Origin of the sequence: Pimelobacter sp. 30-1 (genome assembly GCF_018831735.1) — a bacterium.
Lineage (GTDB): Bacteria > Actinomycetota > Actinomycetes > Propionibacteriales > Nocardioidaceae > Nocardioides.
This window is the reverse complement of the sequence record NZ_NHTS01000014.1, coordinates 1-16,873: the sequence shown is the minus strand read 5'-3', so window position 1 is coordinate 16,873 and position 16,873 is coordinate 1. Positions and strand designations below refer to the sequence as shown.

General features: G+C 73.3%; 14 protein-coding genes. 5 read left to right on the top strand and 9 right to left on the bottom strand.

The annotated features are described in order from the left end of the window. Positions 1 to 87: 87 nt before the first annotated feature. Positions 88 to 1,413 (top strand): hypothetical protein, encoded by a 1,326-nt coding sequence (locus tag CCO04_RS26020; RefSeq protein WP_215817097.1) that lies wholly within the window; start codon positions 88 to 90, stop codon positions 1,411 to 1,413. A gap of 40 nt (positions 1,414 to 1,453) precedes the next feature. On the opposite strand, the gene CCO04_RS26015 is transcribed toward CCO04_RS26020, so the two are convergent. The 5 genes from CCO04_RS26015 to CCO04_RS25995 form a co-directional block, all read right to left on the bottom strand. Next, positions 1,454 to 1,645 (bottom strand): DUF3073 domain-containing protein, encoded by a 192-nt coding sequence (locus CCO04_RS26015; protein WP_215817096.1) that lies wholly within the window; start codon positions 1,643 to 1,645, stop codon positions 1,454 to 1,456. Between the two features lie 142 nt (positions 1,646 to 1,787). Then, on the bottom strand, positions 1,788 to 2,849 hold the full coding sequence (gene purM / locus CCO04_RS26010; protein ID WP_215817095.1) for a phosphoribosylformylglycinamidine cyclo-ligase: 1,062 nt from the start codon (positions 2,847 to 2,849) through the stop codon (positions 1,788 to 1,790). Positions 2,850 to 2,876: 27 nt separating this feature from the next. After that, the gene (purF, locus tag CCO04_RS26005) at positions 2,877 to 4,337 is read right to left on the bottom strand and encodes an amidophosphoribosyltransferase (protein WP_257752460.1); all 1,461 of its coding nucleotides are present in this window, start codon (positions 4,335 to 4,337) and stop codon (positions 2,877 to 2,879) included. A 33-nt stretch (positions 4,338 to 4,370) separates the two neighbouring features. Beyond that, positions 4,371 to 5,762: an FAD/NAD(P)-binding protein gene (locus CCO04_RS26000; RefSeq protein WP_215817094.1), complete on the bottom strand. Its 1,392-nt coding sequence runs from the start codon at positions 5,760 to 5,762 to the stop codon at positions 4,371 to 4,373. Positions 5,763 to 5,827: 65 nt separating this feature from the next. Then, positions 5,828 to 7,180 (bottom strand): dipeptidase, encoded by a 1,353-nt coding sequence (locus CCO04_RS25995; protein ID WP_215817093.1) that lies wholly within the window; start codon positions 7,178 to 7,180, stop codon positions 5,828 to 5,830. 44 nt (positions 7,181 to 7,224) lie between these two features. Between CCO04_RS25995 and CCO04_RS25990 the strand changes: the two genes are divergently transcribed. After that, positions 7,225 to 7,869, top strand: coding sequence for a hypothetical protein (locus CCO04_RS25990; protein ID WP_215817092.1), 645 nt, complete (start codon positions 7,225 to 7,227; stop codon positions 7,867 to 7,869). Here the strand turns inward: CCO04_RS25990 and CCO04_RS25985 are convergent. Together CCO04_RS25985 and CCO04_RS25980 are read right to left on the bottom strand one after the other, a co-directional pair. Continuing rightward, the gene (locus tag CCO04_RS25985; RefSeq protein ID WP_215817091.1) at positions 7,856 to 8,221 is read right to left on the bottom strand and encodes a sterol carrier family protein; all 366 of its coding nucleotides are present in this window, start codon (positions 8,219 to 8,221) and stop codon (positions 7,856 to 7,858) included. The two genes, CCO04_RS25990 and CCO04_RS25985, sit on opposite strands and share 14 nt — an antisense overlap. Then, positions 8,221 to 8,820 carry a helix-turn-helix domain-containing protein gene (locus CCO04_RS25980; RefSeq protein ID WP_215817090.1) on the bottom strand — a complete coding sequence of 200 codons (600 nt, stop codon included), beginning with the start codon at positions 8,818 to 8,820 and terminating at the stop codon, positions 8,221 to 8,223. Before CCO04_RS25980 ends, CCO04_RS25985 begins: the two co-directional genes overlap by 1 nt. Before the next feature lie 68 nt (positions 8,821 to 8,888). Here CCO04_RS25980 and CCO04_RS25975 point away from each other — a divergent pair, with 68 nt between their 5' ends. Together CCO04_RS25975 and CCO04_RS25970 are read left to right on the top strand one after the other, a co-directional pair. Continuing rightward, positions 8,889 to 10,148: an MFS transporter gene (locus CCO04_RS25975; protein WP_215817089.1), complete on the top strand. Its 1,260-nt coding sequence runs from the start codon at positions 8,889 to 8,891 to the stop codon at positions 10,146 to 10,148. 71 nt (positions 10,149 to 10,219) lie between these two features. Continuing rightward, positions 10,220 to 11,260 carry a hypothetical protein gene (locus tag CCO04_RS25970; protein WP_215817088.1) on the top strand — a complete coding sequence of 347 codons (1,041 nt, stop codon included), beginning with the start codon at positions 10,220 to 10,222 and terminating at the stop codon, positions 11,258 to 11,260. 4 nt (positions 11,261 to 11,264) lie between these two features. Here CCO04_RS25970 and purL read toward each other — a convergent pair whose 3' ends face one another. After that, a complete protein-coding gene (gene purL / locus CCO04_RS25965; RefSeq protein ID WP_215817087.1) occupies positions 11,265 to 13,538 on the bottom strand; it encodes a phosphoribosylformylglycinamidine synthase subunit PurL in 2,274 nt (757 codons plus the stop codon). 280 nt (positions 13,539 to 13,818) lie between these two features. On the opposite strand from purL, the gene CCO04_RS25960 reads away from it, so the two are divergent. After that, entirely contained in the window at positions 13,819 to 15,195 is a 1,377-nt protein-coding gene (locus tag CCO04_RS25960) for a glycoside hydrolase domain-containing protein (RefSeq protein ID WP_215817086.1), read from the top strand. Position 15,196: 1 nt separating this feature from the next. Here CCO04_RS25960 and CCO04_RS25955 read toward each other — a convergent pair whose 3' ends face one another. Next, on the bottom strand, positions 15,197 to 16,732 hold the full coding sequence (locus tag CCO04_RS25955; protein WP_215817085.1) for a PucR family transcriptional regulator: 1,536 nt from the start codon (positions 16,730 to 16,732) through the stop codon (positions 15,197 to 15,199). Positions 16,733 to 16,873 lie beyond the last annotated feature (141 nt).

Here is a 16,873-nt window from a genome sequence, read left to right as displayed (position 1 = left end):
GGCAATATCCAATTTAGGTCGGCCTCACCGGCGCTCCCCACGCCGGTCCGAGCGCCCGGGACACGCCCGACCGCGTAGGGTGCGCGGGTGCTTCCGCCGTTCGAGATCGTCGCCCGGCACCGCCCGATCGCCCTGGTCACCAGCCCGGACGCACCCCTCCTCGCGCCGTACGCCGCGGTCGAGGCGACGCTCACCGGGACCCGCGGCGCCCTCTCCCTCGCCCACCCCGACGGCACCTGCCTGACGGTACGGCTCGACGACGGGCGCACCGCGCTCGCGGTCCGCCGGGCCGACGGCACCGAGCAGACCGCGCGCAGCCGGCGGCACGGGCGCACCGGCGTACCGCCCGACCGGCTGGGGCTCACCCTGACCGGGAGCCACCTCGCCGTGCTCACCCACGAGAAGGAGCGCTGGGTGGTGCGCGGCCGGATCGACCTGCGCACGTCCGGCGGGCCCGACACCCGCGACGCCGACTGGATCGGAGCGCTGCGCGGCGCGGGCTCCGGCGCGGTGACCGGCGTCCGCACGGGGCCCTTCGGCCAGCTCGGGCTGCGCGACATCCGGATGGTCTCGCACGCCGACGGGACGCCGTACCGGACGGGGGGCGCGGTGCTGCTCACCGCGACGAGCGCGGGACCGGGCTTCTTCGACACGGCCCACACCTCGCTGTGGGCGCTGACCCCGGACGACCGGGTCGAGCACCGTGCCGACCTCTTCTTCGGGCGCCCCGACCGCCCCGGCGTGTACGGCGACCATGCGACCCACCTGCTTCGTGACGGAGACCGCTGGCTGGTCGCGACCAGCACCTGGTCGGACTTCCCCGCGGACAAGAAGGAGCGGGTGCCCGGCGCGCTGCGGGTCACCCTCGCGGAGTCCGGCGCCGACCTCACCACCGGCCGGCACGTGCTCGCCACCCGCGAGCTCGCCCTGCCCACCGCGCCCGGCGTCCCCAGCGTCGGCACCTGGGACCCGCACCTCGTGCGCGACCCGGCGACCGGCACCTGGCTGGTCGGCTACGTCAGCGCCCGCCGGTTCTTCGACTTCCACCCGGTCCTGGCCGCGGGCCCGAGCCTCGACGACCTCACCCTGCACGGCGCCGCGACCGATCGCCGCGCCACCGAGGGCACCACGCTCCTGCGCGTCGGCGACACCTGGCGGGTGCTGGCCGGTGACGGCCGGGACAACCGGCGGGCGACCCGCGGCAGGTTCCCGATCTTCGACACCGCCCTGCGCGAGCAGGGCACCGTGGACGCGCCGTACCCGACGAACATCCCCTGGCCCACCGTCGTCCCGCCCGACCCCGAGGTCGGTGGCGACACCTGGCGGCTCGTCACCTTCAACGGCCACCCGTACGGCGGCTCACTGGCCGGCTACGGCACCCACGGCGATGTCGTCGTGATGCGCGAGCACTAGCCCCGCCGAAGTGCGTGGGACGGGCTCGCGCCAGACCAGCTCAGTCGCGACGGTCGGCGTAGTCCGACCACTTGTCGACATCGACATCGGCATCGACCTCATCGGTCGTGCCCACGTCGTCCGGCTCACCGTGGAGCTCGCGCGCAAGGGCGCTGAGATCCGTGTCGTGAGTGCGGTACTTCAGGTCGCGTGCGACCTTCGTCTGCTTGGCTTTCGCTCGGCCGCGGCCCATAGGGTCCAGCCCCCTCGCACACTTGGCCGGGGACCCTCCGGGCCCCGGACTGCTGAATCAGAGTCTCGTGGGTCCAACGGTACATGGCGCATGGGTGTTCCCGCACGTCAGGGTGACCCCCGGCGTGTGGCTGAGGCGGAGATCACCAACCGGGGTGCTGGCCGACCAGCTCGACCGTGCCCTTCTGGTCGGGATCGACGGCGACGTCGCCGGCGACCCAGGCGTCGATCCCGAACTCGCCGAGGCGGGCCAGGGCGGCGTCGACGGCGTCGGGGGCGACCAGGGCGACCATGCCGACGCCGCAGTTGAGGGTGGCCTCGAGGTCGGGCTGGGCGACGTCGCCGAGACGGCGGACGACGTCGAAGACCGGCGCGGGGGTCCAGGTGCCGCGGTCGAGGGTGGCCTTGAGCTCGGGCGGCATCACCCGGGCGAGGTTGTTGGCCAGGCCGCCGCCGGTGACGTGGGCCATCGCGTGGGTCTCGGTCTCGCGGGCGATCGCGAGGCAGGGCTTGGTGTAGAGCCGGGTCGGCTCGAGGAGCTCCTCGCCGAGGGTGCGGCCGAGCTCGTCGACGTGGCGGTCGACGGTCCAGCCGGCCTGGGTGAAGAAGACGTGGCGGGCCAGGGAGTAGCCGTTGGAGTGCAGGCCGCTGGCGGCCATCGCGAGGACGACATCGCCCTCGCGGACCCGGTTGGAGCCGAGCAGGGCGTCGGCCTCGACGACACCGGTGGTGGCGCCGGCGACGTCGTACTCGTCGGGGGCCAGGAGGCCCGGGTGCTCGGCGGTCTCGCCGCCGACCAGCGCGCAGCCGGCCTCGACGCACGCCTCGGCGATGCCCTTGACGATGGCGGCGATCCGCTCGGGGACCACCTTGCCGGTGGCGATGTAGTCGGTGACGAACAGCGGCTCGGCGCCGCAGACGACCAGGTCGTCGACGACCATGCCGATGAGGTCGAAGCCGATGGTGTCGTGCTTGTCCATCATCTGCGCGACGGCGACCTTGGTGCCGACGCCGTCGGTCGAGGTCGCGAGCAGCGGGCGCTTGTACGCCAGCAGCGCGGAGGCGTCGAAGAGGCCGGCGAAGCCGCCGAGGCCACCGAGCATCTCGGGGCGGCGGGCCTTCTCGACCCACTCCTTCATCAGGTCGACGGCGCGGTCCGCGGCCTCGATGTCGACGCCGGCACGGGCATAGGCGTTGTCAGCCACGATTCCCCTTGGTCCCTCTGGTCTCGATCACGGGTTGTTGAAGACGGGCAGCGCCTCGCCGTGCGTGCTCGGGGTGAGCGTCGCCTCGAGCAGGTGCTTGCCGAGCAGGCTCTCGTCGGGCAGCTCGATCGGGTAGGCGCCGGTGAAGCACGCGGTGCACAGGGTCGACTGGGGCTGGCCGGTCGCCTCGACCATGCCGTCGAGCGAGATGTAGCCGAGGCTGTCGGCACCGACCGACGCGGCGATCTCGTCGACGTCGAGGCCGTTGGCGATGAGCTCGGCCCGGGTGGCGAAGTCGATGCCGTAGAAGCACGGCCACTTCACCGGCGGGCTGGAGATCCGGACGTGGACCTCGAGCGCCCCGGCCTCGCGGAGCATGCGCACCTGGGCGCGCTGGGTGTTGCCGCGCACGATCGAGTCGTCGACGACGACGATGCGCTTGCCGCGGATCATGTGCTCGAGCGCGTTGAGCTTGAGCCGGATGCCGAGCTGGCGCAGGGTCTGGCTGGGCTGGATGAAGGTCCGGCCGACGTAGGCGTTCTTGACGAAGCCCTGGCCGAACGGGATGCCGCTCTCGAGGGCGTAGCCGGACGCGGCCGGCGTACCGGACTCGGGGACCGGGATGACGAGGTCGGCCTCGACGGGGAACTCGCGGGCGAGCTGGCGGCCCATCTCGACGCGGGCCTCGTGGACGCTGCGCCCGGCGATCCGGGCGTCGGGGCGGGCGAGGTAGACGTACTCGAACACGCAGCCCTTGCGGCGCGGCTCGGCGAACTTGTGGGAGCGCAGGCCGTCCTCGTCGATGACGATGAGCTCACCCGGCTCGACCTCGCGCACGACGCTCGCGCCGGTGGTGGCCAGGGCGGCGTCCTCGCTGGCGACGACCCAGCCGCGCTCGAGGCGGCCCAGCACCAGCGGGCGGATGCCCTCGGGGTCGCGGGCGGCGTAGAGCGTGTTCTCGTTCATGAAGACGAACGAGAAGGCGCCCTGGACCTGCGGCAGCAGCTCGAGCGCACGTGCCTCGAGCGACTGGTCGGGGTGGTGCGCGAGCAGCGCGGTGACCAGGCTGGTGTCGTTGGTCGACGCCTCGAGGTCACGGGCGTGGATGTCGAGCTCGCCGTCGTCGCTCGGCAGCCCCTTGACCATCTCGGCGAGCGCCGCGGTGTTGATCAGGTTGCCGTTGTGGCCGAGCGCGATCGAGCCGTCCTCGGTGGGCCGGAAGGTCGGCTGCGCGTTCTGCCACGTGCTCGCGCCCGTGGTCGAGTAGCGACAGTGACCGACCGCGAGGTGACCCGCGAACGACTCGAGGGTGTTCTCGTCGAAGACCTGGGAGACGAGTCCCATGTCCTTGTAGACGAGGATCTGGCGACCGTTGCTGACCGAGATACCGGCTGACTCCTGTCCCCGGTGCTGCAGGGAGTAGAGGCCGAAGTAGGTCAGCTTGGCGACGTCCTCACCCGGGGCCCATACGCCGAAGACTCCGCACACGGCTTCCAGCCTACCGGCGAAGCGCCGATCCGCTCAGTTGGCGGCGACCGGCCGAGACGTGCGCTGCACCACGGCACTCGCGACCTGCGCCGCCTGGGCCCGGATCTCCGGGATCGCGGTCGACTCCCACAGGGTGCCCTTGCGCGGCGGGCCGACGACGTAGAGGCCGTCGACGACCGCACCGGAGGCGCTCACGACCCGGCCGTCGACCGTGCTGTCGATGCCGAGCGCGAGCGGGTCGGGGGCGACCGTGCCGCGCGCGACGAGCGCCTGGATCAGCGGGTCCGCGCTGCGCCGTACGTCGGCGAGGGGGCCGGTGCAGTTGACCACGGCGTCGGCCTCGAACGGCTCGGCGCCGGTCGCGGGGGTGACCGCGCAGCGCTCGCCGAGGTCGGCGACCTCGTGGAGCTGGCCGGGGCGGATGGTCAGCCGGCCGTCGTAGCGGTAGCGCTGGAGGCGCAGCGCGACCTCGGGCGCCATCCGGTGCCGGCGGATCTCCCAGTCGCGCACGTGGACGTCGAGGAAGCGGCGCCGCTCGTCGAGGGGCATCCGGCGCCAGAGCTCCTGGGTGAGCGGGCGCAGGCCGTCGACGACCGCGCGCCAGCCGACCCCGCGCTCGGCCGCGGCGCGACACTCGTCGGCGACCGCCGCGGCGACGGCGTCGGCGGTGACCGCGTCCTCGGGGACCTTGGTGACCCACGCGGTGTGCGCCTGCTCGACGTGCGGCTTGGGCAGCACGCCGCTGCGGCTGAGCATGGTGACGTGGCGCTCGGGGCCGTCCTCGAGGAGCGTGATGACGGTGTCGACGGCGGTCAGGCCGGTGCCCACCACGACCACCCGGGCGTCGGCGGGCAGGGCGCGGAGCCGGCCGAGCTCCCACGGGTTGCCGATGTGCCACGGGGCGTCGGGCAGCCCGGCGAGCGGGCGCGGCGGCTGGTTGCCGTGGCACAGGACGACGGCGTCGGCCGGGGCCGTCGAGCGCTCGGTGACGACGTCGAAGCCGGTCGCGGTCGGGATGACGTCCTGCACCCGGCCGGCCCGGATCCGGAGCCGGTCGTCGGCGACGTCGGCCAGGCGGTCCTGGAGGTAGATCGCGAAGTCCGCCCGGGGCAGGAAGGCCTGGGGGTCGCTCCCCCGGCCGGTCCGCAGCGCCCAGTCGAGCAGGTCGGAGGGCGCGTCGGGGAAGGCGCTCATGTGCCGGGCCCGGACGTTGAGCAGGTGCCGCCGGTCGTTGGTGCCGTAGGCGATGCCGCGCCCGACGATCCCGCTGGCCTCGTGGATGACGACCTCGAGGCCCGGGTCGTCGGAGCGGACGAGCAGGTTGATCGCCGTCAGGACCCCGCTCGCGCCCCCGCCGATCACCGCGACGCGGGTGCGCGCGGTGAGAGGTGCGGGGGCGGGCGCGGGGGCCTGGATCGACGTCATGCGAGTGAGTCTAGCGAATCACTCCACTTTTGCGGACCTCGCGGCGCGGTCGGCCGCCTCGGGCCTCAGGCGCCGAGGTTGCGCAGCAGCAGCGCCTCGGCGAGCAGGACCTTCTCGAACTCGGCCAGGTGCAGGCCCTCGTTGGGGCCGTGGGCGCGGGTGTCGGGGTCCTCGACGCCGGTGACCAGCACCGAGGCGTCGGGGAAGCTCTCGAGGAACTCCGCGATGAACGGGATCGAGCCGCCCACGCCCATGTCGACCGGCGCGGTGCCGTCCCAGGCCTCGGTGAACGCCGAGCGCGCGGCGTCGTACGCCGGGCCGGTGACCTCGAGCGCGATCGGCTCGCCGGTGTCGACGACCTCGATGGAGAGCTGGGCGCCCCACGGGACGTGCTTCTCGAGGTGGGCGCGCAGGCAGGCGACGGCGTTCTCGGAGGTCTCGCCGGGCGCGGTGCGCAGCGCGAGGCGGGCCCGCGCCGACGGGATGAGCGTGTTGGAGGAGCCGTCGACCTTGGGGGCGTCGAGACCGATCACCGACAGCGCCGGCTGGGTCCAGAGCCGCTCGACGGCCGGGCCGGTGCCGACCCACTGGACGCCCTCGGCGACACCGGACTCGGCGCGCAGCCGCTCCTCGGGGTAGTCGACGTCGGCGGCCGGGCCGGAGTGCAGACCCGCGACCACGAGGTTGCCGGCGTCGTCGTGGAGGCTCGCGATGAGGCGGGAGAGCGTGATCAGCGCGTCGGGGACGAGACCGCCCCACATGCCCTGGTGCACGGCGTGGGTCAGCGTGCGGACCTCGACGTTGACCCGGACCAGGCCGCGCAGGCTCGTGGTGAGCGCGGGGACGCCGATGTCCCAGTTACCGGAGTCGGCGATCACGATGACGTCGGAGCGCAGCTCCTCGACGTACTTCTGGAGGAGCTGCGGGAGGGTCGCGCTGGCGACCTCCTCCTCGCCCTCGATGAACAGGCGCACGGTGACGGGCAGCGCGTCGCCGAGCATCCGCAGCGCGGCGACGTGGGTCATGATGCCGGCCTTGTCGTCGGCGGCACCGCGGCCGTAGAGGCGGCCGTTGCGCTCCGTCGGCTCGTACGGCGCGCTGTCCCACTCGGCGTGGTCGTTCTCGGGCTGCACGTCGTGGTGGGCGTAGAGCAGCACCGTGGGCGCACCCTCGGGCCCCTTCTTCTCGCCGATCACGGCGGGCGGGGCACCGTCGAAGGCGCGCACGATCTGGACGTCCACCCCCTCGGCTGCGAAGAGGTCGGCGGTCGCCCGCGCGCTCACCTCGACCTGGTCGAGGCGGTCGGGGTCGGCGCTGACGGACTGGATGCGAACGAGGGCCTCGAGGTCCGATCGGACGCCGGGCAGGAGCTCGGCGAGGCGCGCGCGCAGGTCAGTGGTGGAGACAGGTCCGGTCATGGCCCCCAACCTAGTGCGGAACCCCCGTCAGGCATGATCGCGGCATGGCACTTTCTCGGATGCTCCAGGCCACGACCGCTGCCGCCACGCTCGCCCTCGCGCTCTCCGCCTGCGGCGGCGGTGACGACGGCGACGCCGCCGACAAGGACGGCGCCACCACCGACAGCACCAGCTCCACCACGGCCCCCACCGACGCCCCCTCAACCGGTACGACGGCCTCCGGCGACGCGGCGCCCAGCGGCCCGGTCCAGTTCCGCCGGGTGATCGAGGCGACCGGCATCCCGGCCGACGGCGCCGCGACCTCTCCCCTGCCCGAGGACTGCAGCGACGTCCCGGCCGGTCAGCCCAAGCCGGCCGCCGAGGCGATCGCGTGCGACGAGTCGGGCATCGTCTACCGGCTCGCGCCGGCCGAGATCACCGGTGGCGTCGAGGCCGCCGAGGCCGAGAAGCCCGCGAACCTCACCGACTGGGTCGTCGCGCTGAGCTTCGACAACCAGGCCACGCCGAAGTTCGCGACGATGACCCGCGAGCTGGCCGGCACCAACACGCTGCTCGCGGTCGTGCTCGACGGTCAGGTGCTCACCGCGCCGGTGATCCAGGACGCCGTCGAGGACGGCAAGGTCCAGATCGGCGGCACGTTCACGCAGGACCAGGCCGACGAGATCGCCGCCCAGCTCACGAAGCGCTGAGCGGCAGGTACGGCGTCAGGTCGGTCCGCTCGCCGCTCGCCTGCACGCGCCCGCCGTCGAGAGCCGCGTCCCACCCGAGCTCGCCGGTGGCGAGCGCGATCCAGGTGGCGGCGTCGGTCTCGACGACGGCCGGCGGGGTGCCCCGGGTGTGGCGCACGCCCTCGATCACCTGGACCGCGGCGTAGGGCGGGACGCGGACCTCGACCGAGCGCCCCGGAGCGCGGGTCTCGAGGACCGCGAGGAAGTGCTTGGTGAGCAGGCGCAGGTCGCCGCGCTCGGCGGCGTCGGCGGCCACCCGGGCGAGGGCCTCGGCGACGAGGGCGGGATCGGCAGGGCGCAGGCGCGCGGGCATCAGTGGTCCTGGTCCTCGGGGGTCGGGTCGACGGGCAGCTCGGGATAGGGCTGGATGAGCTGGAAGACGGAGTAGGTCGCGCGCTCGTCGTCGCTGCCCCCGGCCCCCGGGCCCTGGGCCGCGGCACGGCGGCGCTCGACGAGCACGGCGATCTCGTGCATCAGCTCCTCGGCCTCGGCGGGCGTCAGCAGCAGCGCCCACTCGGAGATGCTGCGGCCGGGCTCGTCGGCCCCCGTGGGCGCATAGGCCCGCTCCAGCAGGTGCTGGCCCCACTCGACGGCGTTGCGCTGGAAGACGGCGTACGCCGCGCGGCCGCCCGGCTGGGCGAGCATGTCGGAGGTGCGGAACCGGATCCCGTCGGGGTCGACCATCCGCCAGACCCGGTCCCGGCGGTCGCGGGCGGCGTCGGGGTCCTCCTCGACCAGGCCGTACTTGGCGAGCTGGCGCAGGTGGAAGCTCGCCTGGTTGGCCGGGATGTCGATGCGCCGGGCGATGTCGGCGGCCCGCAGCGAGCCGGCCGCGGACAGCTCGTGGAGCACCCGGTTGCGGGTGGGGTGCGCGATCGCGCGGAGGATCCGCGGGTCGTCGTACATCACCATGGGGCGAGCCTAGCGGAATGCGCAGCACCTATTGCGCAACATACGTTGCGCAACATAGTGTGCGGATCGTGCCCGCCTTCCGCGCCCTCGCCCGCAACCACGACTTCACCGCCCTCTGGGTCGGCGCGACGGTGGCCGAGCTCGGCTCGCGGGTGACGATCTTCGCCGCGCCGCTCGTCGCCTACGCGCTCACCGGGTCGGCACTGTGGGCGGCCGCCGCCGAGGGCGTCTTCCTCGTCGGGATGGTCGGCGCCCTGCTCCCCGCCGGCGTGCTCGCCGACCGCTGGCACCGGCTGCGGCTGATGCGGCTCTCGCTCGGCACCGGCTTCGCGCTCTACGCCTCGCTCGCCGTGGCCGGCGCGGCCGGGATGCTCACCCTCCCCCACCTGCTGGCCGTGCTGTTCGTGACCGGCGTGGTCACCGGCCTGTTCGGGCCGGCCGAGTACGCCGCCATCCGCGAGATCGTCAGCGACGAGCAGCTGCCGACCGCGCTCAGCCAGCAGCAGGCGCGCCAGCACGTCGCGGCCCTGCTCGGCGGGCCCCTCGGCGGCGCCCTGTTCGGCATCGCCCGCTGGGCGCCGTTCGCGGCCGACGCGGTGACCTACGCACTCGGCTGGCTGCTCCTCGGGCGGGTGCGCGCGGACCTCTCCGCACGCCCCGACCCCGACCGCGACCGACCCCGCCCGCTGCGCGACGTCGGCGAGGGGATCCGGTTCGTGTGGCGCCGGCCGTTCCTGCGGGTGCTGCTGTTCTGGTCGCCGACGGTCAACCTCACCATCAACGCGCTCTTCTTCGTCGCCCTGCTCCGGCTGATCGAGGCGGGCTTCTCCGCACCCCAGATCGGCCTGACCCAGGCCGCGATCGGCGGCTTCGGCGTCCTCGGCGCGATCGTCGCGCCGGTCCTGGTCGAGCGCTTCGCCACCGGCACCCTGACCGTGCTCGTCGCGTGGAGCTGGGTCCCGCTGGCGATCCCGCTCGCGCTGTGGAACCACCCGCTGAGCATGGCCCTGGCCGGTGCGCTCGGGATGTTCCTCAACCCCGCGGGCAATGCCGGCGTCAGCGCCTACCGGATGGCGACCACGCCGCCCGCGCTCATCGGCCGGGTCCAGTCGGCGATGCAGTTCGTCTCGATGATCTCGATGCCGCTCGCGCCGGTCCTGGCCGGCCTGCTGCTCGCCGGGCTCGGCGGCCGCGACGCCATCCTCACCCTCGCCGTCCTGACCGGGCTGGCCGCGCTCGCGCCGACGCTGTCGCGCTCGGTGCGGTCGGTCCCCCGCCCCTCCGCATGGCCCCGGTACGACGACACGCTCACCCTCGCCGGCCCCTGACCGACCCGGACACCACGGCTTTCCCGGACGCTTCCGCACGCCGCCGGGCTCCGCCCGTCACAATGGGGCCCATGCTCCCTCGCCGTTGCGCCGTGGCCGTTGCCGGCCTGATCGCCCTCGCCCCTGCTCTCGTCGCGTGCGGGGGAGACACGGGCGTGGCGGTGGGCGACGTCGTACCGGCTCGGGACGACGCGCAATTCTCCGGCGCCGGCAACGAGTCCATCGTCGCCCTGCCCATCGGCAGCCTCGAGATCACCCTCGGCAAGCCGACCGACAAGCTCAGCGCCGACGACACCCGCCAGGCCGAGGCCATCGACGCCCCCGACGGCGGCACCTTCGTCCCGATCACCTGGCAGTACGACGCGAGCTCCTTCGGCCGCTACGCCGACTTCATCGACACCGAAGCCACCCCCGACGTCGACCTGATCGCCGACGGCGCGACCTACCGGATCCCCCCGCCGGACGACTCCGGCACCGGCTCGACGTCCTTCTACGTCGTCGTCGGCGGCCCTGGCAAGGACCCCAGCCTCAAGATCGACTTCGACGGCGTCACCCAGACCGTCGACCTCACCACCGGCGACCGCGACGCGGGCGCCGCCGAGGCCCTCTACGACCTGCCCTCCCCCAAGACCAAGCGCACCGACTGCACCGGCGCCATCGAGTACGGCCGCAAGCTCGTCGGCTCCTCGACGTTCACCTGCTCGGTCACCCGCCCCGTGCGCCTGCCCTACGCCGGCGACGCCTGGGCCGAGGACGGCCAGGGCTGGCTCGCGGTCACCGTCCGCACCACGCTCGGCCGCTGGAACGAGGTCGCCAAGGACCTCAAGTCGGGCGGCGTCTACTACGCCACCGGCGTCGTGGGCAGCTTCCGCCTCGGCGACGTCGAGGCCGCGCAGGCCTACCAGGACAACGGCGAGACCACCTGCCCGAGCACGACCAGCGGCAGCTGCACGACCGAGTTCCACGTGATCTTCCCGGTCGGGGACAAGGCGCCCAAGAAGCTGCGGATCGAGCAGGACTACACGCTGCTGCTGACCTCCGCGTGGGGCACGGGCACCGACACCGAGCAGAACCTCGACCTGCCGGTGACCGCGACCACCACGCTGAAGTAGGGCCTCAGCCCAGAGCGGCGGGCAGGGTCGCCGTCCAGGCGTCCCGCAGCTCCGCCAGCGGTACGTCGAACGCCCCCTCGACGACCAGCGCCTCGCCGCCCGTCGTACCGAGCTCGGTCAGCGGGACGTCGTGGCGCGCGCACAGGGCGCGCAGCTCGTCGAGGTCGCCGGCCGCGACGGTGACGACCGCGCGGGCGGCCGACTCGGCGAACAGGCCGACGAACGCGTCGCCCTCGAGGGCGACGGTGGCGCCGATGCCGGAGACCATCGCGGCCTCGGCGAGCGCCTGGGCCAGGCCGCCGTCGGAGAGGTCGTGGGCGCTGGTGGCGACGCCGACCAGGTCCTTGAGCAGGCGGGCCAGGGCGCGCTCGGCGGCGAGGTCGACCTGGGGCGGGGTGCCGCCGAGGTGGCCGTGGACGACATGGGCCCACTCGGAGCCGGAGAGCTCCTCGCGGGTGGTGCCGAGCAGCACGATCCGCTCGCCGGCGGCCTGGAACTTCGACGGCGTGCGCCGGCGGACGTCCTCGATCACGCCGAGCACGGCGACGACGGGCGTCGGCAGGATCGCGGTCTCGCCGGTCTGGTTGTAGAGGCTGACGTTGCCGCCGGTGACCGGGATGCCGAGCTCGAGGCAGGCGTCCTTGAGGCCGCGGCAGGCCTCGGCGAACTGCCACATCACGTCGGTGTCCTCGGGCGAGCCGAAGTTGAGGCAGTCGCTGACCGCGAGCGGCAGGGCGCCGCCGGTGGCGACATTGCGGTAGGCCTCGGCGAGCGCGAGCTGGGCGCCGGCGTAGGGGTCGAGCTTGGCGAAGCGACCGTTGCAGTCGGTGGACACGGAGACGCCGAGGTGGGTCTCCTCGTCGACGCGGACCATGCCGGAGTCGGCCGGCTGGGCCAGGACGGTGTTGCCCTGGACGTAGCGGTCGTACTGGTCGGTGATCCAGGACTTGTCGCACAGGTTGGGGCTGGCCACGAGCTGGAGCAGGGTCGCGCGCAGCTCGTCGCCGGTGCCGGGCCGGGCGAGCGCCTCGGCGCCGTCGGCCTGGAGGGCGTCCTGCCACGCGGGCCGGGCGAACGGGCGCTGGTACGTCGGCCCGTCGTGCGCCACGGACCGCGGCGGGACGTCGACGACGATCTCGCCGTGCCAGGTGATCTCGAGGCGGCCGGTGTCGGTGACCTCGCCGATGTCGACGGCCTCGACGTCCCACTTGGCGCAGATCGCGAGGAAGGCAGCCACGTCGCCGGGCTCGACGACGGCCATCATCCGCTCCTGGCTCTCGCTCATGAGGATCTCCTCGGGCGAGAGCGTGGAGTCGCGCAGCGGGACCCGGTCGAGCTCGCAGCGCATCCCGCCGTCACCGGCGGAGGCCAGCTCGGAGGTGGCGCACGACAGGCCCGCGCCGCCGAGGTCCTGGATGCCGTTGACGACGCCGGCCCGGAAGAGCTCGAGCGTGCACTCGATGAGCAGCTTCTCCATGAACGGGTCGCCGACCTGGACGCTGGGGCGCTTGGCCGGGCCGTCGGCGTCGAAGGTCTCGGAGGCGAGCACCGAGACGCCGCCGATGCCGTCGCCGCCGGTACGGGCGCCGTAGAGGATGACGCGGTTGCCGGTGCCGGACGCCTTGGCCAGGTGCAGGTCCTCGTGGCGCAGGACGCCGACGCAGAGCGCGTTGACGAGCGGGTTGCCGAGGTAGGTCTCGTCGAAGACCGCCTCGCCGCCGATGTTGGGGAGGCCGAGGCAGTTGCCGTAGCCACCGACGCCGGCCACGATCCCGGGCAGCACACGGTGGGTGTCGTCGGCGTCGAGGGGGCCGAAGCGCAGCGGGTCCATCACGGCGACCGGGCGGGCGCCCATCGCGATGATGTCGCGCACGATGCCGCCCACGCCCGTCGCGGCGCCCTGGTACGGCTCGACGTACGACGGGTGGTTGTGCGACTCGACCTTGAAGCTGACCGCGTAGCCCTGACCGATGTCGATGACGCCGGCGTTCTCGCCGATGCCCGCGAGCATCGGGCCGATGGGCGTCTCCTGGGGGATCTCGCCGAACTGCTTGAGGTGCACCTTGGAGGACTTGTAGGAGCAGTGCTCGCTCCACATCACCGAGTACATCGCGAGCTCGGAGCTGGTGGGACGGCGACCGAGGATCTCCTTGATCCGGTCGTACTCGTCGGCCTTGAGCCCGAGCTCGGCCCAGGGCTGCTCCCGCTCCGGGTCACCGGCCGCCACGGCCACGGTGTCGAGGGTGGAACGGGCAGGTGCGGAAGCGGTGTCGGCCACGGGGGCAAATCTATCGCTCCGGCTCCGCGGGGCCGCCGCCGCTCCCCCATGAGACCGCTCACCTCAGTCCGGGGACCGACCGGTCGATCGGAACCCTGACCGGAGGATCTTCGGCCAGGACTGAATTACACGGTTGTAGTTCAAGTGAACCCCTGTTACTCGTGTGAATGTTGTGGTTATCGTGACTCGGCACTCACCGGACCGCCCCACCTTCCCCTGGAGATCTCCGATGCCTGCCCGGCCCGTCACCGTTCGTCCCCACCGCCGCTTCCCAGCGTCCTTGGCCAGCGTCGTCACGCTCACCACGGGCGCCCTCGCGATCGTCGTCACGCTCGCCCTGCTCGGGCCGCTGCGCCCGGACGCCGCGCCCACGACGGACGCCCCGGTCGACCTGAGCGCGAAGAGCACGAACCCGGTCACGCCCGGCAACTTCACCGGCTACGGCTTCGACCAGTGCCTGGCGCCGAGCCAGAAGAAGATGGACGCCTGGCTCGAGCACTCGCCGTTCCTGGCGGTCGGCATCTACATCTCCGGCAACTCCCGCGCCTGCCGCAGCCAGCCGAACCTCACCCCCACCTGGGTGCGCACCCAGCTCACCAAGGGCTGGCGGCTGCTGCCGATCTCGCTCGGCCCGCAGTCGAGCTGCGTGGGCCGGTTCCCGCGCTACGGCGCCAAGATCGACCCGACGATCAGCAACTCCAGCACCAACAGCTACGCCGCCGCCCGCGCGCAGGGCAAGGCCGAGGCCGACACGGCCGTCGCCGCGGCGCAGGCGCTGGGCATCGTCCCGGGCAGCACGCTCTGGTACGACCTGGAGGGCTGGTCCAACTACAAGAACGCGACCTGCCGCGAGTCCGCGCTGGCCTTCCTGACCAAGTGGACCCAGCGGATCCGCAACCGCGGCTACGTCTCGGGCGTCTACTCCAGCGCCGGCTCCGGCATGAAGATCCTCGACGACGCCCGCGCGGCGCGGCGTACCGACGTCGTCGTGCCCGACCAGATCTGGGTCGCCCGGTGGGACAACGTCGCGAACACCTCGACGTCGTACCTGCGCTCGGACGGGTGGCTCCCCGGCCGCCGGATGAAGCAGTACCAGGGCGGCCACAACGAGACCTGGGGCGGCGTGACGATCAACATCGACCGCAACTACCTCGACCTCGGCAACTCCACCCCCGCGGCCGAGACCCACTGCGGCGGCGTGCGCGTCGACGTCGCCTACCGCAAGGTGATGCCGCGCACCGGCTCCTACCGTGCGGACCCGACGCTGGTGAAGGCGCTGCAGTGCCTGCTCAAGGAGAAGGCCGGGTACGCCGGCAAGCTCACCGGCAACTTCAACAAGAAGACGCGGGCCTCGGCACAGGCCTGGCAGCGCTCCTCGGGCCTCGGCGTCAGCACGAGCTGGCGCAAGAAGGACTGGATCAGCCTCCACGCCGCCGGCGCCCGCCCGGTCCTCAAGATCGGCTCGCGCGGCAGCGACGTACGGCGGGTGCAGCGGGCGCTGCAGATCGCGGTGCCGGGCTCGCGCGTGGTCGTCAACGGCGTGTACGACGCCACGATGGCCTCGGCGGTGACCGCCTACCGCAAGCAGGTCGGGCTGCCGGCGTACGGCGTCGTGCACAGCGCCACCTGGGCCAAGCTGGCCGCCGGAGCCCGCTGAGTCAGCCGCCGAAGCCGACCTGCGGATCGAGCCCGGTCCGCATCCGCCAGCCGAGCAGGGCCAGTCCCAGCCCGGTGCGGTGGTCGGCCTCGTCGAGCGAGACGCCGAGCAGTCGCTCGATCCGGGCCAGCCGGTCGTAGAGCGACTGCCGGCGCAGCCCGAGCAGGTCGGCGGTCCGGGCCTTCGACAGCGAGCAGGCCAGGTAGGCGTCGAGCGTGCGCAGCAGCTCGCTGCGGTGCTCGCGGTCGTGGTCGATGAGCGGCCCGATCTGCTCGTGCACGAAGTCGCTGAGCACCTGCGGGTCGATGGCCCGGGTGACCAGCCGGTGCGGGGCGACGTCGCGCTCCATCACGACCCCGGTACGACGGCCGTAGCGCCGCGCGGTGCGCACCACCTGGCGTGCCCGCCCCACCGCGGCGGACAGGTCACCGGGGTCCGCGACCGGCGTGGCCGCGCCGAGCAGGACCCGACCCGGCAGCCGTGCGGCGATCCGCTCGGCCGCCGCGGTGAGGTCGTCGCGGACCTGGGCCGGCACCGCCCGGCGTCCCCCGCGGTGCACCACGACGACGTGCCCGCCGCTCGTGCCGACGAGGACGGCGGGGTCGGCGCGGCCGTCGTCCAGGAGGGCTTGCTCGGTGGCGGCGGCCGCGTCGGTGAGCGGGACGGCGGCGTCGACCTCGACGGCGGCGACGATGAGGTGACGCCCCTCCAGCGGCGGCCAGCCCAGGTCGCCGAGCCGGTGCAGGACGTCCGCGCGCGAGACCACCACGCCCGCCGCGAGGTCGGCGACCAGCGACTGGGCGAGGCCGGGCCGGTGCCCTCCCCCGGTGCCGCGGGCGAGCTCGAGCGCCACCGCGATCCCGGCCGCCTCGGCGACGCGGACCCGGTGCGAGGTCTCCGCGCCGAGCAGGCGCAGGGTGCCGTGCACACCGGCCTCACCGCGTACCTGCACCTGGACGCCGGCCTCGCCGCTGACCGACGCGATCCGGCTGCGCTCGACGGTCTGCCCCTCGGGGTCGCGCAGCTCGACCGCGCACCCGGCCAGCCGGGAGGTCTCGTCGAGCAGGGCGCGCAGGCCCCGGCCCTCGATCACGGTCTGGGTGAGCGCCCGCCACCCGGCGTCCCCGGTGCCGGCCTCGACCTTGCGGCGTACCAGCAACTCGTGGAAGTCCTCGACCATCCGCTCGAAGGGCACCACCCGGTGGAAGACCAGGAGCGGCACGTCCCGGCGCCGGACGGCCTCCAGGATCGAGTCGGGGACGGTGAAGAACGTCCGGCCGACCTCGAGCCCGATCGCGGCGACGCCGGCATCGGCGAGCTGGTCGACGTACGCCGCGAGGTGCTCGGCCGTGCGTCCGTGCAGGCCCAGCCCGGAGGTCAGCAGCACCTCGCCGCCGGCCAGCAGCGAGCCCATCTCGAAGACCTCCGAGGAGTGCACCCAGCGCACCTGGACCCGGCCGACGTCCCCGTGGACGACCTCGGTCCCGGCGGCCCGGAAGGACGGCAGCGAGAGCACCTCGGCCAGGCTCGCGCCCACGTCAGTCGTCCATGGTGTCAGTCAGAATGCACCTCATGCCGGACAGTATGTCCCTTGTCGGGCAGGTCCGCCTCTGGTGGTGTGATCGGCGACACGTAGACCCCACTTCCCGTTGGGAGGACGCAGGATGATCACCGACGA

Excerpts from the sequence above, each read along its gene's own strand:
- CCO04_RS26015 (WP_215817096.1), bottom strand. The coding sequence starts at position 1,645 with ATGGGCCGCGGCCGAGCGAAAGCCAAGCAGACGAAGGTCGCACGCGAC.
- CCO04_RS26000 (WP_215817094.1), bottom strand. The coding sequence starts at position 5,762 with ATGACGTCGATCCAGGCCCCCGCGCCCGCCCCCGCACCTCTCACCGCG.
- CCO04_RS25995 (WP_215817093.1), bottom strand. The coding sequence starts at position 7,180 with ATGACCGGACCTGTCTCCACCACTGACCTGCGCGCGCGCCTCGCCGAG.
- CCO04_RS25990 (WP_215817092.1), top strand. The coding sequence starts at position 7,225 with ATGGCACTTTCTCGGATGCTCCAGGCCACGACCGCTGCCGCCACGCTC.
- CCO04_RS25985 (WP_215817091.1), bottom strand. The coding sequence starts at position 8,221 with ATGCCCGCGCGCCTGCGCCCTGCCGATCCCGCCCTCGTCGCCGAGGCC.
- CCO04_RS25980 (WP_215817090.1), bottom strand. The coding sequence starts at position 8,820 with ATGGTGATGTACGACGACCCGCGGATCCTCCGCGCGATCGCGCACCCC.
- CCO04_RS25970 (WP_215817088.1), top strand. The coding sequence starts at position 10,220 with ATGCTCCCTCGCCGTTGCGCCGTGGCCGTTGCCGGCCTGATCGCCCTC.